This window comes from Paraburkholderia sp. BL9I2N2, from assembly GCF_004339745.1.
Taxonomy (GTDB): Bacteria; Pseudomonadota; Gammaproteobacteria; order Burkholderiales; family Burkholderiaceae; genus Paraburkholderia.
Map to the genome: position 1 here is coordinate 2,527,706 of NZ_SMGP01000001.1, position 23,344 is coordinate 2,551,049.

Annotated in this window: 21 protein-coding genes and 2 pseudogenes; 11 read left to right on the top strand and 12 right to left on the bottom strand. The window is 64.1% G+C overall.

Going from position 1 to position 23,344, the window contains the following annotated elements; translation table 11 throughout:
* The first annotated feature begins 134 nt into the window (after positions 1-134).
* From B0G74_RS11705 to B0G74_RS11730, 6 genes and pseudogenes are all read left to right on the top strand, one after another.
* Positions 135-2,634: pseudogene (locus B0G74_RS11705) on the top strand (acyl-CoA dehydrogenase).
* A gap of 156 nt (positions 2,635-2,790) precedes the next feature.
* Positions 2,791-4,212 carry a 3-oxoacyl-ACP reductase gene (locus tag B0G74_RS11710; RefSeq protein ID WP_132374928.1) on the top strand — a complete coding sequence of 474 codons (1,422 nt, stop codon included), beginning with the start codon at positions 2,791-2,793 and terminating at the stop codon, positions 4,210-4,212.
* A 2-nt stretch (positions 4,213-4,214) separates the two neighbouring features.
* On the top strand, positions 4,215-5,150 hold the full coding sequence (locus B0G74_RS11715) for a MaoC/PaaZ C-terminal domain-containing protein (RefSeq protein ID WP_132374929.1): 936 nt from the start codon (positions 4,215-4,217) through the stop codon (positions 5,148-5,150).
* A 140-nt stretch (positions 5,151-5,290) separates the two neighbouring features.
* The gene (locus B0G74_RS11720) at positions 5,291-6,592 is read left to right on the top strand and encodes an acetyl-CoA C-acetyltransferase (RefSeq protein ID WP_132374930.1); all 1,302 of its coding nucleotides are present in this window, start codon (positions 5,291-5,293) and stop codon (positions 6,590-6,592) included.
* Positions 6,593-6,727: 135 nt separating this feature from the next.
* Positions 6,728-8,542, top strand: coding sequence for an AMP-binding protein (locus B0G74_RS11725; protein ID WP_132374931.1), 1,815 nt, complete (start codon positions 6,728-6,730; stop codon positions 8,540-8,542).
* Positions 8,543-8,738: 196 nt separating this feature from the next.
* Entirely contained in the window at positions 8,739-9,617 is an 879-nt protein-coding gene (locus tag B0G74_RS11730) for a DUF1571 domain-containing protein (protein ID WP_132376921.1), read from the top strand.
* Here the strand turns inward: B0G74_RS11730 and B0G74_RS11735 are convergent.
* The 6 genes from B0G74_RS11735 to B0G74_RS45730 all read right to left on the bottom strand — a co-directional run bounded on the left by B0G74_RS11735 (position 9,614) and on the right by B0G74_RS45730 (position 13,990).
* On the bottom strand, positions 9,614-10,054 hold the full coding sequence (locus tag B0G74_RS11735) for a hypothetical protein (RefSeq protein WP_132374932.1): 441 nt from the start codon (positions 10,052-10,054) through the stop codon (positions 9,614-9,616). The genes B0G74_RS11730 and B0G74_RS11735 overlap by 4 nt on opposite strands.
* Positions 10,055-10,095: 41 nt before the next feature.
* The gene (locus B0G74_RS11740) at positions 10,096-11,673 is read right to left on the bottom strand and encodes an FAD-binding oxidoreductase (protein ID WP_132374933.1); all 1,578 of its coding nucleotides are present in this window, start codon (positions 11,671-11,673) and stop codon (positions 10,096-10,098) included.
* A gap of 39 nt (positions 11,674-11,712) precedes the next feature.
* Positions 11,713-12,186, bottom strand: coding sequence for a hypothetical protein (locus B0G74_RS11745; RefSeq protein ID WP_132374934.1), 474 nt, complete (start codon positions 12,184-12,186; stop codon positions 11,713-11,715).
* Between the two features lie 270 nt (positions 12,187-12,456).
* A complete protein-coding gene (locus B0G74_RS11750) occupies positions 12,457-13,308 on the bottom strand; it encodes an anti-sigma factor (RefSeq protein ID WP_132374935.1) in 852 nt (283 codons plus the stop codon).
* Positions 13,308-13,838, bottom strand: a complete 531-nt coding sequence (locus tag B0G74_RS11755; RefSeq protein ID WP_132374936.1) for a sigma-70 family RNA polymerase sigma factor — start codon at positions 13,836-13,838, stop codon at positions 13,308-13,310. Before B0G74_RS11755 ends, B0G74_RS11750 begins: the two co-directional genes overlap by 1 nt.
* Positions 13,839-13,852: 14 nt before the next feature.
* Positions 13,853-13,990 (bottom strand): hypothetical protein, encoded by a 138-nt coding sequence (locus B0G74_RS45730; RefSeq protein ID WP_165923847.1) that lies wholly within the window; start codon positions 13,988-13,990, stop codon positions 13,853-13,855.
* Positions 13,991-14,342: 352 nt separating this feature from the next.
* On the opposite strand from B0G74_RS45730, the gene hfq reads away from it, so the two are divergent.
* Positions 14,343-14,834 carry an RNA chaperone Hfq gene (gene hfq, locus B0G74_RS11760; protein WP_132374937.1) on the top strand — a complete coding sequence of 164 codons (492 nt, stop codon included), beginning with the start codon at positions 14,343-14,345 and terminating at the stop codon, positions 14,832-14,834.
* A 20-nt stretch (positions 14,835-14,854) separates the two neighbouring features.
* On the opposite strand, the gene B0G74_RS11765 is transcribed toward hfq, so the two are convergent.
* Complete coding sequence (locus B0G74_RS11765; RefSeq protein WP_132376922.1) at positions 14,855-15,085, bottom strand: hypothetical protein; 231 nt, start codon at positions 15,083-15,085, stop codon at positions 14,855-14,857.
* A gap of 331 nt (positions 15,086-15,416) precedes the next feature.
* Between B0G74_RS11765 and B0G74_RS11770 the strand changes: the two genes are divergently transcribed.
* Complete coding sequence (locus tag B0G74_RS11770; protein WP_132374938.1) at positions 15,417-15,605, top strand: hypothetical protein; 189 nt, start codon at positions 15,417-15,419, stop codon at positions 15,603-15,605.
* Positions 15,606-15,982: 377 nt separating this feature from the next.
* Here B0G74_RS11770 and B0G74_RS11775 read toward each other — a convergent pair whose 3' ends face one another.
* Positions 15,983-16,705, bottom strand: a complete 723-nt coding sequence (locus B0G74_RS11775; protein ID WP_132374939.1) for a DUF2968 domain-containing protein — start codon at positions 16,703-16,705, stop codon at positions 15,983-15,985.
* A 93-nt stretch (positions 16,706-16,798) separates the two neighbouring features.
* Here B0G74_RS11775 and B0G74_RS11785 point away from each other — a divergent pair, with 93 nt between their 5' ends.
* The 3 genes and pseudogenes from B0G74_RS11785 to B0G74_RS11795 all read left to right on the top strand — a co-directional run bounded on the left by B0G74_RS11785 (position 16,799) and on the right by B0G74_RS11795 (position 18,557).
* Complete coding sequence (locus tag B0G74_RS11785; protein WP_342960495.1) at positions 16,799-17,413, top strand: hypothetical protein; 615 nt, start codon at positions 16,799-16,801, stop codon at positions 17,411-17,413.
* A 163-nt stretch (positions 17,414-17,576) separates the two neighbouring features.
* Positions 17,577-17,807 (top strand): annotated as a pseudogene (locus B0G74_RS11790) (ShlB/FhaC/HecB family hemolysin secretion/activation protein); the annotation flags it as partial.
* A gap of 264 nt (positions 17,808-18,071) precedes the next feature.
* The gene (locus B0G74_RS11795; RefSeq protein WP_132374940.1) at positions 18,072-18,557 is read left to right on the top strand and encodes a DUF2147 domain-containing protein; all 486 of its coding nucleotides are present in this window, start codon (positions 18,072-18,074) and stop codon (positions 18,555-18,557) included.
* 112 nt (positions 18,558-18,669) lie between these two features.
* On the opposite strand, the gene B0G74_RS11800 is transcribed toward B0G74_RS11795, so the two are convergent.
* The 4 genes from B0G74_RS11800 to odhB all read right to left on the bottom strand — a co-directional run bounded on the left by B0G74_RS11800 (position 18,670) and on the right by odhB (position 23,344).
* Positions 18,670-19,119: a transposase gene (locus tag B0G74_RS11800; protein ID WP_132374941.1), complete on the bottom strand. Its 450-nt coding sequence runs from the start codon at positions 19,117-19,119 to the stop codon at positions 18,670-18,672.
* 160 nt (positions 19,120-19,279) lie between these two features.
* A complete protein-coding gene (gene zapE, locus B0G74_RS11805; RefSeq protein WP_132374942.1) occupies positions 19,280-20,377 on the bottom strand; it encodes a cell division protein ZapE in 1,098 nt (365 codons plus the stop codon).
* Positions 20,378-20,465: 88 nt separating this feature from the next.
* Positions 20,466-21,896: a dihydrolipoyl dehydrogenase gene (gene lpdA / locus B0G74_RS11810; RefSeq protein WP_132374943.1), complete on the bottom strand. Its 1,431-nt coding sequence runs from the start codon at positions 21,894-21,896 to the stop codon at positions 20,466-20,468.
* Between the two features lie 161 nt (positions 21,897-22,057).
* Complete coding sequence (odhB, locus tag B0G74_RS11815) at positions 22,058-23,344, bottom strand: 2-oxoglutarate dehydrogenase complex dihydrolipoyllysine-residue succinyltransferase (RefSeq protein ID WP_132374944.1); 1,287 nt, start codon at positions 23,342-23,344, stop codon at positions 22,058-22,060.

Here is a 23,344-nt window from a genome sequence, read left to right on the forward strand (position 1 = left end):
GCATATACGACGCGCAAAAGCAAATGCAGCACGCGCAGCGAGGCAGCGGGCATGAGGCAGAAAATCAATAGAACGCGAACCGTCCGCCCTACGTAGACGCGTTCGCTCGCATCATCGAAAGAGGAGGAAACGTCATGCCGTGGTTCATCCTGGTACTCGTCATTGCCGCGTTCGCGCTCGTCTACGTTCAGGCGCGCGCGGCATGGTGGCTTGCCTTCATGATCTCGTGGGTGGCGGCCGCGCATGTCAGCGGAGCCGCGGGTGCGGTGGCCTCGACGCTGCTCGCCATCGTATTCGTCCTTCCCGCCCTCGTGCTCGCGCTCAAACCGCTGCGCCGCACGTGGCTTGCCAAGCCCGTGCTCGACATCTTCCGCAAGATCCTGCCGGAGATGTCGCCGACCGAGCGCGACGCGATCGAAGCCGGCACGGTCTGGTGGGACGCCGAACTGTTCTCGGGCCGCCCGCATTGGGACACGTTGCTCGGCTACCGTCCCGCCACGCTGACGGCGGAAGAACAGTCGTTCCTCGACGTCGAATGCGAGCAGCTCTGCGATCTCGCGAACGACTGGGAGACCACCATGGTCTGGCAGGACCTGTCGCCGCAAACCTGGCAGTACATCAAGGAACGCGGCTTTCTCGGCATGATCATTCCGAAGCAGTACGGCGGCAAGCAGTTCTCCGCCTACGCGCATTCGCAGGTCATCATGAAGCTCGCCACGCGCTGCTCGGCCGCCGCCGTTTCGGTGATGGTGCCGAATTCGCTCGGCCCCGCCGAATTGCTGTTGCACTACGGCACCGACGAGCAGAAAAAACCACTACCTGCCGCGCCTCGCACGCGGCGAGGAAATCCCCTGCTTCGCATTGACGAGCCCCTACGCGGGTTCCGACGCGGCGGCGATTCCGGACGTCGGCATCGTGTGCAAGGGGACGTTCGAAGGCCGCGAGACACTGGGCTTTCGCGTCACGTGGGACAAGCGCTACATCACGCTCGGCCCGATTGCGACCGTGCTCGGCCTCGCCTTTCGCGCGCTCGATCCCGACCATCTGCTCAGCACGGAGGACGAACCCGGCATCACCTGCGCGCTGATTCCGACCGACCATCCGGGCGTGAACATCGGCCGCCGTCACTGGCCGCTCAATGCCGTGTTCCAGAACGGCCCGAACTCGGGCAAGGACGTGTTCATTCCGCTCGACTGGGTGATCGGCGGGCGCGCGCAGGTCGGCAACGGCTGGCGCATGCTGATGGAATGTCTCGCGGCGGGCCGGGCGATTTCGCTGCCGTCGTCGAATGTGGGCATGGCGAAGATCGCTGTGCGCGGCACTGGCGCCTACGCCGCGGTTCGCCGCCAGTTCCGCACCGCCGTCGGCAAGTTCGAGGGCGTGCAGGAAGCGCTCGGCCGCATGGGCGGCAACCTGTACGTGATGGACGCCGCGCGCCGCCTGTCGGCGCACGCGGTGGACCTCGGCGAAAAGCCTTCAGTGATCTCGGCGATCGCGAAGTATCACATCACCGAGCGCGCCCGCATGGTCATCAACGACGGCATGGATATCACCGCCGGCAAGGGCATCTGCATGGGGCCGTCGAACTTTCTCGCGCGCGCCTATCAGCAGGTGCCGATCTCGATCACCGTCGAAGGCGCCAACATTCTCACGCGTTGCCTGATCATCTTCGGCCAGGGCGCGATTCGTTGTCATCCGTATGTGCTGAAGGAAATGGCCGCCACGCGCGAAACGGACCACGCCAGGGCGCTGCGCGATTTCGACGAGGCGTTCTTCGGCCACGTCAGCTTCACGCTCTCCAACGTGGTGCGCAGTTTCGTTTATGGCGTAACGGGCGGCGCCTTCATCGCCAAACCGCGCACGGCCCACGCGCCGCTGCATGCGTACTACCGCGCGGCCACCCGCCTGTCCACCGCGTTCGCGCTGCTCGCCGATGTCTCGATGTTCGTACTCGGCGGCGATCTGAAACGCCGCGAGCGCATCTCAGCGCGTCTGGGCGACGTGCTGTCCCAGCTTTATCTGATCTCGGCCACGCTCAAGCGTTTCGAAGACGAAGGCCGTCAGCAAGAAGACCTGCCGCTGGTCCGCTGGGGTGTCGAGGATTCGCTGTACAAGGCGCAACACGCGCTCGACGGCGTGCTCGCCAACTATCCGAACCGCCTCGCCGCCGGTCTCGTGCGCGTGCTCGCGTTCCCGTTCGGATTGCCCTACCGCGAGCCGTCCGACCAGCTCGGCAGCGAGATCGCCGAACTGATGCAAACGCCGGGCGCCGCGCGCAATCGTCTGCTCTCCGATTCATACGTGCCGCATCCGCATGTAGACGCGCTTGGCTACGGCGAGCTGGTGTTCGAGCTGAACCCGCGCTTCACGCAGATCGAGCAGAAGCTGCGCGACGCGGTCAAGCAAGGCCTGCTCGAACCGATGCCGCAGAGCCTGCCGCAACTGGCTGCCTGGACCGACGCGGCGCAGAAGAAAGGCCTGATCGACGCCGACGACCGGCGCGTGCTCGACGACTACGCGCGTTACGGCGCGCAAGTCGTGAAGGTGGACGACTTCCCCGCCGACTTCGACATGCTCGCCAATCTGCAAAAGCGCAAGGAGACGTTGGAAAAGGCGCTGGGGCTCGCGGCCTGAGTTCGGCGCCGGCTTAAAAAAACATCCGGGCAAGGCGCGCCGCGGGCGCCGAACTCGGTGCACACTGACACACGTTCGACGCCCCTCGGGGAGATTTCCTGTGAGGCGTCTCCCGGGGGGCAACCTCGCGGCGTGGCCAGCGGAGCGACTAATAATATGAACGACTCTTACCTGAACTTCGTCAACTCGCCGTTCGGCGCGCGCCTTGCGCGTTCGCTCGGCCTGCCCAAGCCCGAGGTGCTGCGCCGCTATCGCGCGGACCAGCCCGAATTCGGCGGACTGGTGGCGCTCGGCGCGGGCCGCGAACCGCATCTGCTCGACGCGCTGGCAACACTCGTGGCAAGCATCGGCGTGACGAGCGTCGCGCATGCAAGCGCCGGCTTGTGGGTACCGCTCGCCAACCGTCACGGTCTCATGACAGGGCGTTTCGAACCGGCCGACCCCGGCTCTCAAGGCAAACTCGCAGCCCTGCTGTTCGACGCGAGCGGTATTGAAGACAGTACCCAGCTCGAACCGTTGCACGGCTTCTTCCACGACACGCTGCGCTCGCTCGGCAAGTGCGGGCGCATCATCGTGCTGGGACGGCCGCCGGAAAGCTGCGCGACGCCGCGCCAATGGACCGCGCAACGCGCGCTCGAAGGCTTCACGCGTTCGCTCGGCAAGGAAGCGCGGCGCGGCATCACCGCGAATCTCGTGTATGTGGAGCAAGGCGCCGAGAACCGCGTCGAAGCGACGTTGCGGTTCTTTCTGTCGCCGCGCTCGGCATACGTGTCGGGCCAGGCCGTGCGCATCGCCGCCGCCAGCTCAACCACAAGCGGCGATGCCACGCCCGCGTTCGACTGGCGGCAGCCGCTCGCGGGCCGGCGCGCGGTCGTGACCGGCGCGGCGCGCGGCATCGGCGCCTCGATTGCGAGCGTGCTGGCGGCCGAAGGCGCGCACGTGATCGGCATCGACATCCCAACAGCGCGCGACGCGCTCGACGCAAGCATGCGTCAGTTGACCGGCACCGCCCTCGCCTTCGATATCGCCGCGCCCGAAGCGCCCGCGCAGATCGCCGCCGCGCTCGACGAACAGGGCGTGGATATCGTCGTGCACAACGCCGGCATCACAAAGGACAAAACCATCGCGAAGATGACCGACGCCGCGTGGCAAAGCGTGATCGACATCAACCTGTCCGCGCAGGAGCGGATCGACGACGCCCTGCTCGCCGCCGGCATCCTGCGCGACGGCGGCCGGATCATCGGCGTGTCGTCGATCAGCGGCATTGCCGGCAATCTCGGCCAGACCAATTACGCCACCTCGAAGGCCGGCGTGATCGGCCGCGTGCAAAGCATGGCGCCGCATCTGCGCGCACGCGGCATTACGATCAACGCGGTCGCGCCCGGCTTCATCGAAACGCAGATGACCGCGAAGATTCCGCTCGCGATTCGCGAAGCCGGCCGCCGCATGAATTCGATGAGCCAGGGCGGCCAGCCGGTCGACGTCGCACAGACCATCGCGTGGCTCGCGCATCCGGGATCGGCCGGCGTGAGCGGCCAGATCGTGCGCGTGTGCGGACAAAGCCTGATTGGAGCGTGACCATGGGTGAGCCCGGTGATCCGTTCGGCGGCAGTCAACTATCGAACACGGCGCGGCAGGACGCGGTGCGGCCCAAGACCGTCGTGATCGATACCTTGCCCGCGCCAGCAAAGCTCTATGCGCGCGCGGTGTCCGGCATCTTCAAACGCGGGCGCGAGACGCATCTGCCGCCGCTGCGTTTGGTGCGCCCCGCCGTCCCGCTCGACCCGGGGCCGATCTGGCGTTACGCGCGCGTGTGCGGTTTCATCCCCGAGCATGGCGTGCCGCTCACGTATCCGCACCTGCTCGCCTTTCCCTTGCATCTGCTGATGCTGACCGACCCGGCGTTTCCGTGGCCGGCGCTCGGCCTGGTGCATCTGGCCAACCATGTGCGCCTGCGCCGGCCGCTCGCCTACAAGGACATGCTGCGCGTCGAGGTGGAATTCGGCGCGCTGCTGCGTCACGACAAAGGCCAGGCGTTCGTGCTGCACACCCGCATGTACCGGCGCGGCGAAGCGGTCTGGGACGGCGACAGCGTCTATCTGAAACGCGGCGTGCCGGCGAGCGGCAGCGTGCTCGATCCGCTCGAACTCGGGCCTGAAGCGCTGCAACGCATCGCACGCTGGCAGCTCGCGTCGCAACTGGGCCGCGACTACGCGAGCGTGTCCGGCGACTACAACCCGATCCATCTGACCGCGCTGTCCGCGAAGGCCTTCGGCTTTCCGCGCGCAATTGCGCATGGCATGTGGACGCTGGCGCGTGCCGCCTCCGCGTTGCAGCCGCCGAAGCCGCTCGCGGAAGCCACGCTCAGCGCCGAATTCAAACTGCCGATGCTGCTGCCCGGCGAAGCGTCGCTGTGGAGCGCGTCGCCTTCGCTGATCGAACGCGATATCGAAGTGCGCGACATCGCCGGGCAGAAGCCGCATTTGCGCGGCCGCATGCGATGGAGGCTGCAATGAGGCGCGCGCGGCGCGCGTCTGGTAGTGGAATTCAGGGTGGATGAAATCGTTGTTGGAGTAGGAGCGTCGCCATGAACCGTCACAGGATTTGCACCATTCGCATCATTCAATAACCAGCGAACGACCCGAAGGAGCCGAGCATGTCCAACCCGCTGCCAACCGTACGCCGAGTCGCCATCGTCGGGGGCAACCGGATTCCGTTTGCCCGCTCGAACACCGCCTACGCGACCGCGTCGAATCAGGACATGCTGACCTTCACGCTGCAAGGCCTGATCGACCGCTACAACCTGCACGGCGAACGTCTGGGCGAAGTCGCCGCGGGCGCCGTCATCAAGCATTCGCGCGACTTCAATCTGACGCGCGAATCCGTGCTGTCCACCACGCTCGCCAAGGAAACGCCCGCTTACGACGTGCAGCAGGCCTGCGGCACCGGACTCGAAGCCGCGATTCTCGTCGCCAACAAGATCGCCTTGGGGCAGATCGAAGTGGGCATTGCGGGCGGCGTCGATACGACGTCCGATGCGCCGATCGGCGTCAATGAGCGGATGCGCAAAATTCTGCTCGAAGCCAATCGCGGCAAGAGCACCGGAGAACGCGTCGGCGCGCTGACCAAGCTGCGGCCCGGCATGTTTTTCAAGCCGCTTCTGCCGCGCAACGGCGAACCGCGTACGGGCCTTTCGATGGGCGAGCATTGCGAGCTGATGGCCAAGCGCTGGAACATCTCGCGCGAGGCGCAGGACGTGCTCGCTTACGACAGCCACCGCAAGCTCAATGAGGCCTACGCGCGCGGCTTCGTCAACGATCTGATGACGCCGTACGCGGGTCTCACGCGCGACAACAATCTGCGCTCCGACCTCACGCTCGAAAAACTTGCGAGCCTGAAGCCGGTGTTCGACCGCGACGCCGGCACGCTGACCGCCGGCAATTCGACGCCGCTCACCGACGGCGCTTCCGCCGTGCTGCTCGCGAGCGAAGAATGGGCCGCGCGTCATAAACTGCCGGTGCTCGCGTACCTGAGCTGGTCCGAGACCGCCGCCGTCGACTTCTTCGACAAGAAGGAAGGCCTGCTGATGGCGCCCGCCTACGCCGTGCCGCGCATGCTGGCGCGCGCCGGACTCACGTTGCAGGACTTCGACCTGTACGAAATCCACGAAGCATTTGCCGCCCAGGTGTTGTGCACGCTCGCGGCGTGGCAGGATGACGAGTATTGCCGCACGCAACTCGGCTTGCCGGGCCCGCTCGGCGCGATCGATCGGACAAAATTGAACGTGAACGGCAGTTCACTCGCCACCGGCCATCCGTTCGCGGCGACGGGCGGACGCATCGTCGCCGGCCTTGCGAAAATGCTCGCGCAACTCGACAAACCAGCCGGCACCGCGCGCGGGCTGATTTCGATCTGCGCGGCGGGCGGCCAGGGGGTGGTCGCGATCCTGGAGCGCTGAGCATTGCATGCGTTCCAGTGTTTGCTTCGCCGCATGCTTTTGCTTCACACGCTGCCACACTCGCGTGGATTGCTTCGATGACTGGCCGCAAGACCAGCACATAAACAGATGAAGCCACAGCTTCTGGAGACGACCATGACCGAACCCACTCAAGCCCCGCTTCCGCTTGCCAGCGGAGCCGCGGCGCCGAACACAGCGGGCCCGGCGCCCGCCGCCATGCAGGCTCGGGCGCCGCACCACGCGCCGAACACCGACGGCATCTGGTACGCGTCGTATCCGGCGGACGTGCCGCATGAGATCGACGTCACGCAATACGAATCGGTCGTGCAGTTCTTCGACGAATGCATCGCGCGGTTCCGCGAGCGTGTCGCGTATGTGAGCGTGGGCGCGAGCCTGACCTACGGCGAACTCGGCCGCAAGGCTACGGCGTTCGCCGCGTATCTGCAAAGCCTCGGCGTGAAGCCGGGCGAACGCGTCGCGATCATGTTGCCGAATACGTTCCAGTACCCGGTGTCGCTGTTCGGCATACTGAAGGCCGGCGGCGTGGTGGTCAACGTGAATCCGCTCTATACGGTGCGTGAACTCGCGCATCAGTTGAAGGACAGCGGCGCGCAAACCATCATCGTGTTCGAGAACTTCGCGAAGACGGTCGAAGACGCACTGCCCGGCACCAGGATACAGAACGTGATCGTGACGGGTTTGGGCGATCTGCTTGCCAACGGCCTGAATCTGAAGGGACGTCTGCTCAATTTCATGCTGCGGCACGTGAAGAAGATGGTGCCCGCGTACAACCTGCCCCAAGCGGTGCCGCTGCTCGAAGCGCTCTCGACCGGCTACTCGCGCCCGCTGACGCCCGTGCGCCCCACTCACGACGACATCGCGTTCCTGCAGTACACGGGCGGCACGACTGGCGTCGCCAAGGGCGCGATGCTCACGCATAAGAACATCATCGCTAATTTGCTGCAGGCGAAGGCGTGGTCTGAAGGTCAACTGACCGGCGACGCCGAAACGGTGCTCACGCCGCTGCCGCTCTATCACATCTATTCGTTGACGGTGAACGCGCTGATCTTCATGGGGCTCGGCGGGCGCAATATTCTGATCGCCAATCCGCGCGACATGAAGCGCGTGATGATGATCATCCGTCACGAGAAATTCACCGGCATGACCGCCGTGAACACGCTCTATAACGCATTCCTCGAAAATGAAGAGTTTTGCAAGCGCGACTTCTCCGATCTCAAGCTTGCGATGGCAGGCGGCATGGCGACGCAGAAGTCGGTGGCCGAGCGCTTCAAGGCGGTGACGGGCAAACCGATCATCGAAGGCTATGGACTCACAGAATGCTCGCCGATCGTGTCGATGAATCCGGTCGACCTCTCCAACATGCGCGACTTCGAAGGTTCGATCGGTTTGCCCGCGCCATCCACCCAGGTCCGTTTCAGGAAGGACGACGGCAGTTGGGCGAACGTCGGCGAGGCGGGCGAATTGTGCGTGAAGGGACCGCAGGTGATGAAAGGCTACTGGAACCGTCCGGAAGAAACCGCCAAGGTGATCGACGACGACGGTTGGCTCGCCACCGGCGACATCGGCGTGATGGATTCGCGCGGCTTCATCCGGCTGATCGACCGGAAGAAGGACATGATTCTGGTGTCGGGTTTCAACGTCTATCCGAACGAAGTCGAAGACGTGATCGCGGCGCATCCGGACGTGCGCGAAGTCGCCGCAATCGGCGTGCCCGATGCCGCGCAGGGCGAACGGGTGAAGGTGTTCATCGTCAAGCGCAATCCGTCGCTGACGGCGGAACAGGTGATCGCCCATTGCCGCAAGAATCTGACCGGCTATAAGGTGCCGAAACTCGTCGAGTTCCGCGACGAGCTGCCGCAAACCAACGTCGGCAAGATTCTGCGCCGCGCCCTGCGCGACGAGGAACTCGCCAAGCAAAAGCCTGCCTGACAGGGAAGGCGCTTCGCGTCACCTTTCGGAGAGATTCATGAAGCACCGCCTGTCCGCACGCTCATGCCGCACGCCGGCCTTCATGCGCCTCGCCCGTTTTTCGCCGCGGACCGATGGTTTGCGTGCGAGCTTATTCACGTCCTTCGGTGTGTCATCACGGAGCGTGCGGTCGCGCAAACTGCTGATCGCCGCGCTCATGGCGGGAGCGACCGCACTGGCCACGCCCACGGCGTTCGCACAGAACGACGACACGCCGCCCGCTCTCGATACCGCCAGTGCCGTCAAGGCGCCGGCCACGCCGTCCTCGCAGGTCGGCAAGCTCACGCTGGATCAGCAGGTCAAATGGCTGCGCGCCGCGCAACAGAGCGGCGCGCTGGAAAAACTCGGCGACGCGCAACTGGTCGCGCTGTTCCAGTCGCTCGATCCGCTCGCGTTGCCGCGCTATGTCAAGGAAGGGCCGAACGGCTATCCGTCGTACGAGTTCACGATGGCGCGTTCGGAACGCATTCACGGCCAATGGCCCGACAAGCCCGATCACATGCTGGTGCGCGTCGCGCACGACCCGCTGCGCATCTACGCAAAGTGGCTGCCCGACGGCGCGCGCGCCGGCCAGGAAATCATCTACGACGAGTCCAAACGGACCGATGAAATGTATGGGCATCTGGGCGGCATCATGAATGTGATGCCGGTGTGGACGTCGCTGAAAGGCGCCCTCGCGCGTGCGCAATCGAACCATCAGGTGCGCGATCTCGGCACGGAATACATTGCGAACCAGTACCTCAGCGAAGGCAAGAAATACATCGAGGCCGGCTTGCCGCGTTCGACCCAGGTGGAAGTCAAAACGATCGACGGCGTGCGCGTGGTGGCCTTCACCTTCGAAACGCCGACCGGCCAGCCGCAGTTCTACGCGAAGAAAGAAACGCTCGGCCTCGATCTGCGGCATCCGTATTTCCGCACCGTCGAGTCTTACGACAACGACGGCAAGATCTTCGAGAAGATCGTGTTCGAAACCATCACGCCAAAAACATTCGACGACTCGACCTTCGACCCGAAGAACAAGGCGTACAAGTTCTAGCTCTTGTGCAATACGTGCGGCGCGAAGGCGAACGCAAATGCGACGTGGGCATGCTGCGTATCCGAGCCCATGCTTTGCTCGTGACTGTGTTCGATCACATGTCCCGCGCTTTTGGCGAGTTGGTTCAGCACGAAGTAATCGGAAGCGCGCGTGAGGCCGATCAGCGAAGCCGATAAGAGCGTGGGCGCGGATGTCTGCGTTGCGCAAAGCAGCGGTGCGAGTGTCGTGTACCAGAGCGCGCCGATATCGTCGCCGGTTTCGAACACGGGCAACTGACTGTGTGCGGCATAGCCCGCGAATACGGCGCCGTACGCGAGCGTGGAGTCGACCACTGCCACCGTATTGCTACGCGCCGCCGCGCGCACGAGCCACGGCCACGCGCTGCCTGCCGCAGTCGAGAGGTAAGCGCCGGTCATCATGAAAGTGCGCCGGTCCATTCATCGCTCCAGTCGTCAGGTTGCACGTGCGGCCCGCGCACTCAGGTGTAGCCGCGCCGGTCGCGCCACGCCGCCGGCCAGATGCCCTGCTTGCCCGGCGCGAGAATGCCGTTCGGGTCGAGCGCGTCCTTGATCGTTTCCGAGAACCGCAGCAATGCGCCGTCGTTGAAGCTGTACTGGGCCGCGGCAAAATCCATATACGCGAGATGCGCGCGATATTCGCCGTAGCCCGCCGCGCGCGCGTCGCTCATCAGCGAACGCAATAGCGCGCCGGCCTGCTCGACCTGGTTCGCGTCGTCACGGTCGAAGATCGCCGCGAAAATGTGATGCAGATGTCGCACGCCCGCTGTAAAACCGCCGTAGTAGTCGAAGCCGTATTCCGCGGCGCGCGCCTTGACCATCGTGTATTGGCGCAACGCGTCGCGCCCGGTCGCGGGACACACCGGCGCGAAATCCACATGCGCACCCGCGCCGCCGCGCCAGTCGAGCATGCGAAACGCGCTCATCGCCGGAATGCCGGCGAGGTTGCGATCGCCGCCCGCCGTGGGCTGCGCATCGCCCGCGTAGCGCGCCGTCAGGAAGCGCGCCTGCGGCACGCGCGCGAACGCACGCTGCACGACCGCGTGGCGCGCGTCGATCGATTCGGGCGTGCCGTAGAGCGCGAAATGCAGATTCCAGCGGCCCACGTTCAGCTTGTCGAGCATCGCGGTCACGGCGCTCTCGGGCATCACGCCCGGTCCGTCGTACCACTGCGCGCGCGCCGATAAGCCTGCCGCGCGGCGCAAACCGCCTTCGATCACCGCGTGATTGCGGATCGTTTCATCGAGCCGCAACGGCCGCAAAATCTCCACGATCGCTTCAAGATCCGCTTCATGCTTGAACTGGATTTCACCCAGCAGATACGCGGGCGGCGCGGGCATCAGCCAGACACCCAGCTTGGTGACGATGCCGTAGTTCGACTGCATGAACATCGCGTCGAACGAGGGTCCGTAGCCCGGCTGATATAACTGCCACGCGGTGCCGATGTCGATCCCGCCCATCCCCGTGCGCAACACATCGCCGTTGGCCAGCACCACTTCCATGCCGCACTGCGACGCCGCGTGATCGCCGTACGCGGTATAGCCGAAGCCACGTTCGAGCGTATTGCCGACCACGCTGCCCCAACCGGCCGCGGGCGGATCGACCCACAGCTTGTAGCCCTTGTCGCGCAGATGCGCATACAGATCGAAGTAACTCACACCTGGCTCGACCAGCGCGTACGCCATTGCCTCGTTCACTTCGATGATGCGGTTCATTCTGTGCAGATCGAGCACGACCGAACCGGCGAGACGCGGCGCCGCGCCGCCATACGCGAAATTGCGTCCGGTCGAGACGGTCCACAGCGGAATGCGAAATTGATTGGCAATGCGCAGCACCGCCCGAATTTCGTCGACGGAGCCGGGCAAGACGGCGGCACTGGCCGAAAACGCTTCGCGCTCGCCGGGCGCGAACGGATCGAGATAGGCGGCGAGGCCGTCCGCCGAGGTCACGACCTGCGGCTCGCCGACAATCGAGCGCCAACCCGCGAGCGCGCGATCGAACTGCGCGGCGGACACCTTCGGCGGCAAGCTGCGAATCAAAGCGTCTCCTTGGCCGCCGCGCGAGTCAGCAGCAGTGAATCAGCGGCGCATTCCTCCTCCGCCGCCGTGCGACATGCCGCCCCATGTGTGCATGGGCCGCGCCCCATGCCAACCGCCGCGGCCGCCCATGCCGAACGATCCGCGCACGCCATGCACATAGCGCACATGATCCATGTGATGAAAATGATGAAAGCGGTCGACGAACACGAACGACACGCCGACACCAAACACCACCGGCGGCCCCCAATACCATGGATCGTAGTAGTAGACGGGGCCATCCGCCAAGGCCTGCGCGGCGGCATCGTCCTCGACGATCTGCCACGTGCCGTCCGGTTGCAGGCACGCGCGGCCGGCAATCTGCTGCATGACGCCGTCGATTTCCGCCTGCCCCGCCACGAACCGGCACACCGACGCATCCGATTGCGCCTCGGCCGGCGCCGCGCACGCGGCGCACAGGCACACACAGGCTACGCCGCAATACAGCCCGCTGCCGAACTGATGAAATGTGAGCATGATCTTGCTGCCTTTATGCTGTCCGACGCGCACCGGCGTTGCGACCCGAAAAAAACGTGTCGACACCGTGGAGATACCGTCGGTTTGCCTTGCCGAAGCCCTTGCCGTGACCGCGCGCAGACACGCGGCGACAGCACGATCCAGCAACAGGTAAACGTTGCGTCGCGCGACGCTATTCCGCGCGCGTGGCGGGCGCGCACGCGGTTTCTGTTACCGGGTGTTGCAGAGCCGGCCGATCGACAGGCGGCAAGATCGGAACCGCGTGTACCGCTACTGCCATGACTCCGGTTTGCCGCCGAGCGCGCTGCACACGTCGATGGCGATCGTGCGCAGCTTGCCTTCCGCGATCGGCCCGGACAGCGCGTAGCCCATGCCGTCGTTGACCCAGTAGAAGGTGCGCCGGTTGCCGTCGCGGAACAGGCGGAACGCGGTTTCGTCGCGAGAAATGCCGGTGACGTAGAGCGTGAGCCGCGCGCCGCCGGCGTTCTCATACATGAACTGCGCCGCCGGTCCCGCTTCGCCGGGCAACAGCCGCCCGCCCACCAGCGAGTAGCCGTATTCCTGCAATGACGGCACCGAGAGCGGCCGGTTCAACCGTTTGGAGAGCCAGTTGATCAGATGCTCTTCTTCGTTCGCGGCGACTTCCACCGGATGACGCTGCTCGGGCGTGTACACCGCGTAGGCGATGTCCGCGCGCTCGGCGAAGCTCGGCGGCCGGCTGCCCAGACCGTCCCACGCGCCACCCGTCAGACGCGGCGCGAGCGGCCCGAGGGCGAGCGCAAGCCCGGCGCCCGCCGCCAGCCAGCAGGCCGCGACGCCGGCGCGCTGCCACCACGACGTTCTCCGGCGCAACACGATGAAGGCCGGCTCGTCGGCCGCCTCGCGCTCATGGCGCTCGTTGCGCTCATCACGCTCACTGCGCTGCGGCGCGCCGCACAGCACGCGCAACGCGGCTTTCTGCGCGCGCCACGCGGCTACGCGCGCGGCGGCCTGCGGATGCTGTGCCAGTTGAGCCTCGATCGCGGCGCGCTCCGCGTCCGGCAGTTCACCGTCGACAAACGCCGACAGCGCTCGCAGATCGAGCCCTTCGGGCAAGCTGGCATCGTAGTCGTCGCTGTTCATCACGGGTTTCTCACTACTTTCAACGGTGGACTTTTACGCACCGGCCCCTGAGCCGGTCCCTCCGTCAGCAACGCGCGCATGTGTTCGCGAGCGCGCGAGAGCCGCGACATCACCGTGCCGATCGGCACGCCGAGCGCGCGTGACGCCTCCTGATAAGACAGTTCCTCCACGCAGACCAGCAACAGTACTTCGCGCTGTTCGACGGGCAGACAATATAACGCGCGCTGCAGATCGCGCAGCACGAGGCCGTCGACTTCCCCTTGCGGCGCTTCGAGATTGCGCCACGGCGCGCTCTCGTCGTCGACGGCAATCTCGCGGCGGCCGCGCAACTGGTCGATGTAGAGATGCCGCAGGATCGTCAAGAGCCATGCGCGCAGATTGCTGTCCGGCCGGAACGCCGCCCAACGGGCGAGCGCGCGCTCCGCCGTATCCTGCACGAGGTCGTCGGCCCACGCGCGGTCGCCCGTCAGTGCGCGCGCGTAGCGGCGCAGCTGCGGGAGCCACGAAATCACTTCAGCTTCGAAAGTCACCCGGTGGGCGGCGCTCAGTAGCCGCCGCTGCTGCCGCCGCTCGAGCTGGAGGCGCCGCTATCCGTCGCGGACGTACACGCGCTCGTCGCGAGCGTACCGCCCGCGAGTGCCAGCAGAACGAAAACGGCGGAAAGAATGCGCGATACTTTCATGGTGAGTCTCCTTGATGAGCGCCCGGACGCCTGATGCGGCCGGCAAGCCGATCGGCGACGCGCACGATGCAGCGTCGCCATGCCTGATATAACGCGGACAGGCGGTGATTTATTCCGCCCATAGCACGACCATGCGCTATCTTTTTCCGCCATCCGCGCCGCGCAGGCCCGCGCGTGGCGGAAGAGCACGGCATTCGTCCGCAGATTCGTAACTCAACGTTACAGCTAATAGTTATCAGATGCTTATGCGCCCACAAGCCGTTATAGTGGACGCAGTTCGCCCGCCGACGCGTTCCGCCCCCACACAGGGTAGAATCGCGGCGAACAACCGTCTTTCTAACCTGAATTGTCCATGGCTTCCGCAGAATCGCATCCGCAAAACGACTTCATGAACGCTGCGCGCAAAGAACGAAAGCGCGTCGAGATCTATCTTGTCAACGGCATTCGCCTGACGGGGTGCATCGAGTCGTTCGATCAGTATCTGGTGATGCTGCGCACGCCTGTCGGGCTGCAAGGCATCTACAAGCGCGCGATCTCGACGATCCAGCTCGACACCGGCACGCGTCCGGCTCCCCGCGCGGGGCGTCCCTCGCACGGCGAGCACACCACGCGTGGCCCGCACGGTTCGCGTGAACCGCGCGATCATCGTGAGCCGCGCGAACCGCGTGAACCGCGCGAGTCGTATGGTGCACCGTCTTCGGACCGGCCTGCGTCGGATCGTAGCAGCGGCACCTCGGACGGCCCGGTGGTCGTCACGCGCCGCCGGCGTCTGTTCGGCACGGGCGGCGACGGTGGCAACCACGGTGGTGGCGGCAATCACGGCGGCAATGGCGGCACCGAGTAAGCGGCCGCCGCAGCGCTCGGCTACTCCGGTGAATGGCCGAGCCGCTGCAAGATCTTTTCCAGACGCATCACCTGCAGTTCAGTCAGTTCGAATCCGCATTTGACCGCCAGCACGCGGCGGCGCCAATACACGGCGTCCAGCAAGCGCTGCGCCGGTTGCTTCGTTGCCCAATCCAGGTGTTCCAGTTCAGCTTCCACGACGTGTGACGCGTTCAGGCGCTGCGCCGCGCACGCGGTTTTTTTCCGGTTCATGTTGTTCGCTGCCTTGTTGTTCACGGGTTCTGGTGGCGCCCCTCCCGAGCGCGGCACTGCCGGCTCACGGCATGCGTTGCGGTCTGCCGGCCCACGCGGCCGGCGCTTGCTTTTGTTGTCCCGCGCCGCTTTCTGTCGACACACGGAAAACGAGTTGATGCGCAATGGTTTTAAGTCCCGGTTGATGACATTGCGGCGGCTTGGAACTCGTTCGACTCGCGGCTTTGGAGCAGCCGCTTACGGCGCGCGCTCCTATACCGTTCGGCCGATGTTCGCGGCGGGCCGCTTTGCGCTATGCTGATTTGCAGACTCTCTTTCCACGGAGCACGTCATGACCAGCAAAAAGCAACACGAATCTAAAACCGCCGAAACACAGGCATCCGACCAATCCGCCGATAGCCGTCTCGACGAGGCGCTCGAGGAGAGCTTTCCCGCCAGCGATCCGATTGCCGTCGATATGGCGGATCCGCATCATGCGCCGGAGAAGGGAGCGTCTTCGGAGGGAAAGAAGCGGCATTAAAGCTGGCCGTATTTTTGTCTCGCGGAGCACCGGGAAACGAAGCAGCTGCCAGGGCCTGGCCGCCACCGCACGGGCGGTGCGTTGAGCGTGGGCGCTCGTGCGCGTGCAAGACAAATGGGGATATTTGCGCCGCGCCATGCACGCGCCGCGCGTGAAACGTCACGCAACCACGCGTGGAATAAACGTAGCGAGCTGTTACTGCTGTGGGGATCGAGAATTGAGCGAGTCCGCGAAACGGCGACGCCGCCCGCGTGGACCTCGCGAACTACACGCGTTGCACGAAAATAGCCGAATAACGAGTCATCGTTCCAGTGAGCCGGGCAACACGTTCAACACCCCGCCGCCCTGCCCACCTGATGCTCGTCACACCGCCACTCTCAGTGCGCAGGCAAACCGCTTTCCAGCTGACGTTGCAGATCGCGCACCTGACGCTGCGCGGCACGCAGCTGATCTTGCGCGGAAGCCTTCTGCTGCGCCAGCGTCGTGGCTTCGGCACGCGTCTGCTGCTGCTGGGTGGCCACAATAGTCTGCTGCTGACGCGCGACATCGAGGTCCGCCTGCAAGCGGTTGGCGCGGTCCTGCGACAACGCGATCATCCGCTCCGTGAAGCCTTTCTGCGCCTCGAGTTGCGTGCGGCGAATCTCGACGTCCGACAGTTGCACCGTCTGACGCGCGAAATCCTTGTAGATCGTGTTGGCACGCCCCGCGTCCTGCGTCTTGATGACACGCCAGAAATTTTTCTGCTGGAACAGCGCCACGTAGTACGTCATTTCCTTGCCGTAAAACAGCAAGCTCGCCCCGTAGCTGCCGTTATACGTGGTGCGCAATTCGCGCATTTCCGACCCGTGGATCATCTGCTGCAATTCCGCTACGTTGCCTGCCGCGGATTGCTTCGCCTCGTCGGGCGTGAGCGCCGAGGTCTGTGCCTGTCCTGCCTCTGAGTTAGCCGGCAACGCCGCCGTCGTGCCTGGCTGGGAAAGAACGCCGCCCCCGGCGCTGGCGTTGCTGTCAGACAGAGTCTGCGCGTTGACGCCCTGCACTGCCCACATCGAGATGAATGCGACGAGGGCAATTTGTCGTAGTTTCGACTTGTGGTCCATGTAATTCCTGCTTGAACAGTTTTTGTTTTAGTACAACCGTCTCATTATTACTCACTTTCGCGTGTTTCGGGCTCTTCGTCAAAAATTTGATACTTGCGCATCTTCTCCCACAAAACGCCGATCGGCTGGCGGCTGGACGAATCGAATCACACGGTGACCAACGCGGGCTGTTTCGTCAATCCGAACGGCCTGAATGGCGCGGTGCCGATTCCCGAGCTGATCGCGAGCCTTGTCGGCGGCACGAGCGCAAGCGTCGCCAGTGGGCCGCCCGCCAGCAGCAACCCGTTCGGCCCGCTGCAAAGCTCCCTCGCGAGTCTCGGACTCGGCCGCAAGCCGGTCGGCTCGCTGTCGACGCTGCTCGGCGGCACACCGCTGGCCGGCCTAACCTCTGCGTTGAGCGGCACGCCGCTGGGTTCGCTGACTTTCTCGGGTTTTCGCGGTTCGCCGTTGAACTCGCTGACTTCGGCCTTAGGCGGTTCGGGTAGCGCGTCGAATCCGCTGTCGATGCTGACGGGCGCGCTCTCCGGCGTCACGAGCGGCAGCTCGGACTCGGGCGGCAGTGGCCGAGCGCTCGCGCCGATGACCGCACTGGCCGACCAGTTGACCGGCACGTTCAGTTCGGCGGCGGGTTCGACGAGTGGTGCGGGCACGGCGACGAGTGGCTTGACGATCGTGCTCGGCGGCTTGTGGCCGGTCAGCCATAAGTAGGTAGCCTAAATGTTTTATGGCTGCCCCATGCATCAGTCATTCGATGAGACTTGCCATACGGCTTGTTCACCGAATGGCGCATGCAACCGCGAGCTGCGCAGTGCGCATAAACAGTCCGACTCATCACGTACTCCGTACTTTTGCCGAGAGCGCTCAAGCCCCTCGGAGCATGCGACGTAATACCCCACGTCTCGCTCGCATGGCGCGCGCCTATCTGCTTGCGGGTGCGCCCTCGCCTTCGAGGCTATCGTCGATCGCGTTCGGCTTCCGCATCTCGAATTCGAAGTACTACAGCCTGAATCTCCCGGTGGCCAAAGCAGCCGGCGACGCGCCCGTGGAGAGCGCGTCGCGCAGTCCACGCATCGACTCGACGTTCTCGGACCAGCTGAATTGATCGGTAAAAGTGCCGCGTCCTGATTAGAGGGTCCACTATCAAACGGCGCGCGTACTTTCACGTATTCTGCGCTGACGATGTGTCGCTCGCGGCGCCCAAGCCGCAATTCGCAACTCGCAGGCTTCCGGCGGCACACGAAGGCAGCAGAAGTCGAACCTGAGGGACCATGCCAGGCATCACGGTGGCCGTCGTTTGAAGCCCGCCCGAGATGCCAATAACGCCGCGCGACCATGATCGCGCCGTCTTTAATCAAGGAGGAAGACAATGACGCAATTCACCCAACGTGCACGCGCAATCGCGCTTCGCACAGTCAAACATGCCGCGCTCGCCGGCGTATTGCTCGCCAGTGCCGTGACGGCCATGGCGCAGGCCGACAGCCCGGTCGGCACGTGGCAAACCATCGACGATCACACCGGCCAGCCCAAGGCGCTCGTGCAGATCGCGCAGGACGGCAGCGGCGCGCTCAGCGGCAAGGTGATCAAGGGGCTCGGCGCGAACGACCAGCCGGATCGTCGCTGCACAGCTTGTACCGACGCGCGCAAGGATCAGCCGATTCTCGGCATGACGATCATCAGCGATATGAAGAAGGATGGCGACGCCTGGGATCACGGGCAGATTCTCGACCCGGAAAACGGCAAACTCTACAAGTGCAAGATGCACCTGGAAGATGGTGGGAACAAACTGGTGGTGCGCGGCTATATCGGCGTGTCGCTGCTGGGCCGCTCGCAGACGTGGGTTCGTCAGCAATGATGCGCGGGTAATTCAGGTACTCGTTGCAGAGCCCGTATAAAACCATGAGAAACGGCCGACGATTGCAATCGTTCGGCCGTTTCTTTTGTTTGAAGACGCTGGGTTGAATGGGTCATGCAGCGTGTTTGAAGGGCGAATGGAACGCGAACGGCGAAGACGGCAGCGGTTGGCTCGAAGGCGGCCTGTAGACAGCGGGCGCGACAACCGGAGCCTTTTCGGCTTCGACGCTCTTGGGTTTCTCGTTCACGTGGGTACGCATGCGCGCTTCCATCAGGCCGCAAAGTTCTTCGCTCGCTGCGCCGAACAATTGCTCCATGACACGGTTGAGCACGCCGGATTCGTACCATGCCTTGAAGCGGCGATGGCAGGTTTGGTAGGACGGGTATTTGCGCGGCATGGCGGACCAGGTGGCGCCGCTATACATGACCCACAGCACGCCGTTGAGCACTGAGCGCGTATTGGCGAGCGGCCGGCCACGCAGTTCGGAGCGCGGCCGCAGTTCGGGAAGCAACGGTGCGACACGTTGCCATTCTTCGTCGTTGATATCGCGATAGGGATTCATGGTTTCTCCTTTGTCAAAACCTTGACAAAAGATAGCCAGTCGTCCGCGGACGGAATATAAGACCAATCCGAATCTTGAAAATACGCCGAGCGACGGCGTGTCGTCGGCAGACGGAGTGCGGGCTATCGTAAAAGCACCGCCGGCCGTGGCATGCGACGCCTCAGGTCAGCGACGTATCGACAATCCGCCGCGGTGTATCGAGATACTCCTTCGACTGCATTTCGACGATGCGCGACACCGTGCGCGCGAACTCGTTGGCCATCGGACCGTCCACATACAGTTCTTCGGGCGGCACCGCGGCGGACATCAGCAGCTTCACCTTGTGGTCGTAGAACACGTCGATCAGCCACGTGAAGCGGCGTGCCTCCGAAGCCATGCGCACGGACATCTGCGGCACGCCGGAGAGGATCACAGCGTGAAAGCGGCTCGCCAGTTCAAGATAGTCGTTCTGCGAGCGCGGACCGCCGCACAGGGTGGCGAAGTCGAACCACACGACGCCGTCGGCGCGGCGCAGCGCCTTCAGTTCGCGCTTTTCGATACGCAGGATCGGGCTTTCGTCGGGCACCGCGGCAAGACGCGCGAACGCGTCGCGCAACGCCTTGTCGGCGGCGGCGCCGAGCGGCGTGTGATACACCTCGACCTGAGCCAGCGTACGTTGCCGGTAGTCGATGCCCGCATCGACGTTGATCACGTCGAGCTTTTCCTTGATGAGTTCGATCGCCGGCAGCATCCGGTCGCGATGCAGGCCGTCCGGATACAGCGTGTCCGGATCGTAGTTGGAGGTCATCACGAACTGCACGCCGTTTTCGAAGAGCTTGTCGAGCAGGCGGTACAGGATCATCGCGTCAGCGATATCCGACACGTGGAATTCATCGAAACAGATCAGCCGGTATCGTTTGGCAATGCGGCGCGCGAGTTCGTCGAGCGGATCGGCCTGGCCTTTCAGATCTTCCAGTTCACGGTGCACTTCGCGCATGAATTCGTGGAAATGCAGACGCGTTTTGCGGTGCAACGGCACGATCATGTAGAAGCTGTCCATCAGGAAGCTCTTGCCCCGCCCTACGCCGCCCCACATGTACACGCCGCGCGGCAGATCCGGGTGAATCAGCAGTTTCTTGAACGCGTTCGAGCGGCGCGACTTGTACTCGGTCCACTCTTCATAGCACCGCTGCAGACGGTCGACCGCCGCGCGTTGCGCCGGGTCCGATTGGTAACCCCGCGTCTGCAGTTCTTTTTCGTAGTATTCGGTGACGTTCATCGTGTTGCTGCAAATAGAAAGGCGGGAGGAGTGAACCCGCCCGCCTTCGTGGTAATGCCGGAGTACTGTCAGTCAGGCGTGCGCGCGATTACATGTTCAGCGCGCGCTTATCGACGGCCAGTGCCGCCTCGCGCATGACTTCCGACAGCGACGGGTGCGGATGGCAAATGCGGCCGATGTCTTCCGACGCCGCCTTGAATTCCATCGCCACCACGGCTTCCGCGATCAGGTCCGATGCGTTGGCCGAGATGATGTGCACGCCGAGCAGTTCGTCGGTCTTCGCGTCGGCGATCATCTTGACGAAACCATCCGCCTTGTTGATGCCGAGCGCGCGGCCGTTCGCCATGAACGGGAACTGGCCCGTCTTGATCTCGCGGCCTTCCGCCTTCAGCTGCTGTTCGGTCTTGCCGACCCACGCGATTTCCGGTTCGGTGTAGATCACCCACGGCACGCAGTTGTAGTCGATATGCGGCTTCTGACCGTCGATGATTTCGGCGACCAGCACGCCTTCATCTTCAGCCTTGTGCGCGAGCATTGGGCCACGCACCACGTCGCCGATCGCGTACACGTTCGGCACAGCCGTCGCGCAGTGGTCGTCGACGTCGATAAAACCGCGCTCGTTGGCCTTCAGGCCGATCGCTTCGAGACCGAGGTTGTCGGTGTTCGGCACGCGGCCGATCGACACGATCAGGCGGTCCGCTTCGAGCTTTTGCGCGTTGCCGTCCTTGTCCGTGTAGTTGATCGTGACGCTGTTATCCGTGGTCGTCACTTCGCCGACCTTCACGCCGACCTGGATGTCCAGACCCTGCTTCTTGAACTGCTTGGCCGCTTCTTTCGCGAGCGCCTGGTCCGCCGCGCCGAGGAATTCCGGCAGCGCTTCGAGCACGGTCACTTCCGCGCCCAGACGGCGCCACACCGAACCCAGTTCCAGACCGATCACGCCAGCGCCGATCACAGCCAGCTTCTTCGGTGCCGTGTCGAAGCTCAGCGCGCCTTCGTTGTCGGCGACGATCTTGTTGTCGACCGGAATATTCGGCAGATGGCGCGCCTTCGAACCCGTGGCGATGATCACGTTCCTGGCCGTGACCGTTTCCGTTTCGCCTTCGCCGCTCACTTCGATCTGCACGCCGGCGTCCGACTTGCCGGTGAACTTGCCGTGGCCCTTGAGCCACGTGATCTTGTTCTTGCGGAACAGGAATTCGATGCCCTTGGTCATCTTTTCGACGATGCCTTCTTTACGGGCCATCATCTTCGCGATATCGACCGTCACGTTTTCCACGGAGATGCCGTGGTCAGCGAGGTGATGCGACGCGTTTTCAAATTCTTCCGACGACGCGAGCAGCGCCTTTGACGGAATGCAACCCACGTTCAGGCACGTGCCGCCGAGCTTCAGCGCGCCGGCCGGGTTCTTCCATTTTTCGATACATGCGACGGTCTTGCCGAGCTGCGCTGCGCGGATGGCGGCGATGTAACCGCCAGGGCCTGCGCCGATCACGACGACGTCAAATTCTTTGGACATGACAATCCTTTTGATAACGGAACGGCGCGCGGCCACGCTTCGTGGCGCGCGGCGTTCCTGTACTGCGGAATGCTAGAGGCGTACTGCTTGCGTGTTGCTTGCTTAAGGCCTATATGGCGCCGGCTTGCTCAATGACAAGCCGGCTCCCGCCGAAGCGGCGCTTACAGGTCGAGCAGCAGGCGCGCCGGGTCTTCCAGCGCATCCTTCATGGCGACCAGCGACAGCACCGCTTCGCGACCGTCGATGATGCGGTGGTCGTACGACAGCGCCAGGTAGTTCATCGGGCGGATCACGATCTGGCCGTTTTCGACCACAGCGCGTTCCTTCGTGGCGTGCACGCCCAGAATCGCGGATTGCGGCGGGTTGATAATCGGGGTCGACAGCATCGAACCGAACACACCACCGTTCGAGATCGAGAACGTGCCGCCGGTCATTTCGTCGATCGACAGCTTGCCGTCCTTGGCCTTCTGGCCGAATTCGGCGATCTTCTTCTCGATTTCGGCGAGGCTCAGCTGATCCGCATTGCGCAGGATCGGCACCACCAGACCACGCGGCGAACCGACAGCGATACCGATGTCGAAGTAGCCGTGATAGACGATGTCGTTACCGTCGATCGACGCGTTCACCAGCGGGAACTTCTTCAGCGCGTGAACCGCCGCCTTCACGAAGAACGACATGAAGCCGAGCTTCACGCCATGTTCCTTCTCGAAACGGTCTTTGTACTTGTTGCGCAGGTCCATCACCGGGGCCATGTTCACTTCGTTGAACGTGGTCAGGATGGCGTTGGTTTGCTGCGACTCGAGCAGACGCTCGGCGATACGCGCACGCAGACGCGACATCGGTACGCGTTGTTCCGGACGATCCTTCAGCCATTGGTCAGCCGAAGCCGGCGCCTTGACGTCCGGCAGCGACGGCTTGGCAGCCTTCGGTGCGGCGGCCGGTGCCGGAGCCGGTGCGGCCTTGGCAGCCGGAGCACCGGCGGTCAACACGTCGCCCTTGGTGATGCGGCCGTCGCGGCCCGTGCCGGCGACGTCGCCCGCGCCCAGACCCTTCTCGGCCATCAGCTTGCCGGCAGCCGGCGAAGCAGCGGTGTTCGCACCCGTTGCGGATGCGGCCTGAGCCGCCGGAGCCGGTGCAGCGGCGGGTGCCGGTGCGGCTTCCGGAGCGGGCTTCACTTCGGCTTCGACAGCAGCGGCGCCTGCCGTGCCTTCGGTGTCGATCTTGGCGATCACCTGATCAGCCGTGACGGTGTCGCCGTCGTTCGCGATGACTTGCGCGAGCACGCCGGCCGAGGGTGCCGGCACTTCGAGCACGACTTTGTCGGTCTCGATTTCGATGAGAATTTCGTCTTGAGCAACAGCTTCGCCCGGCTTCTTCTTCCACTGGAGCATCGTGGCTTCCGAGACCGACTCGGAGAGCTGGGGAACCTTGACTTCAACAATAGCCAT

Bases quoted from the DNA above. Each gene is read 5' to 3' on its own strand.
- B0G74_RS11735 (WP_132374932.1), bottom strand. From the start codon at position 10,054: ATGGACCGGCGCACTTTCATGATGACCGGCGCTTACCTCTCGACTGCG.
- hfq (WP_132374937.1), top strand. From the start codon at position 14,343: ATGGCTTCCGCAGAATCGCATCCGCAAAACGACTTCATGAACGCTGCG.
- B0G74_RS45730 (WP_165923847.1), bottom strand. From the start codon at position 13,990: ATGAAAGTATCGCGCATTCTTTCCGCCGTTTTCGTTCTGCTGGCACTC.
- zapE (WP_132374942.1), bottom strand. From the start codon at position 20,377: ATGAACGTCACCGAATACTACGAAAAAGAACTGCAGACGCGGGGTTAC.
- B0G74_RS11745 (WP_132374934.1), bottom strand. From the start codon at position 12,186: ATGCTCACATTTCATCAGTTCGGCAGCGGGCTGTATTGCGGCGTAGCC.
- B0G74_RS11800 (WP_132374941.1), bottom strand. From the start codon at position 19,119: ATGAATCCCTATCGCGATATCAACGACGAAGAATGGCAACGTGTCGCA.
- lpdA (WP_132374943.1), bottom strand. From the start codon at position 21,896: ATGTCCAAAGAATTTGACGTCGTCGTGATCGGCGCAGGCCCTGGCGGT.
- B0G74_RS11750 (WP_132374935.1), bottom strand. From the start codon at position 13,308: ATGAACAGCGACGACTACGATGCCAGCTTGCCCGAAGGGCTCGATCTG.
- B0G74_RS11795 (WP_132374940.1), top strand. From the start codon at position 18,072: ATGACGCAATTCACCCAACGTGCACGCGCAATCGCGCTTCGCACAGTC.
- B0G74_RS11765 (WP_132376922.1), bottom strand. From the start codon at position 15,085: ATGAACCGGAAAAAAACCGCGTGCGCGGCGCAGCGCCTGAACGCGTCA.
- B0G74_RS11775 (WP_132374939.1), bottom strand. From the start codon at position 16,705: ATGGACCACAAGTCGAAACTACGACAAATTGCCCTCGTCGCATTCATC.
- odhB (WP_132374944.1), bottom strand. From the start codon at position 23,344: ATGGCTATTGTTGAAGTCAAGGTTCCCCAGCTCTCCGAGTCGGTCTCG.
- B0G74_RS11720 (WP_132374930.1), top strand. From the start codon at position 5,291: ATGTCCAACCCGCTGCCAACCGTACGCCGAGTCGCCATCGTCGGGGGC.
- B0G74_RS11715 (WP_132374929.1), top strand. From the start codon at position 4,215: ATGGGTGAGCCCGGTGATCCGTTCGGCGGCAGTCAACTATCGAACACG.
- B0G74_RS11770 (WP_132374938.1), top strand. From the start codon at position 15,417: ATGACCAGCAAAAAGCAACACGAATCTAAAACCGCCGAAACACAGGCA.
- B0G74_RS11725 (WP_132374931.1), top strand. From the start codon at position 6,728: ATGACCGAACCCACTCAAGCCCCGCTTCCGCTTGCCAGCGGAGCCGCG.
- B0G74_RS11730 (WP_132376921.1), top strand. From the start codon at position 8,739: ATGGCGGGAGCGACCGCACTGGCCACGCCCACGGCGTTCGCACAGAAC.
- B0G74_RS11710 (WP_132374928.1), top strand. From the start codon at position 2,791: ATGAACGACTCTTACCTGAACTTCGTCAACTCGCCGTTCGGCGCGCGC.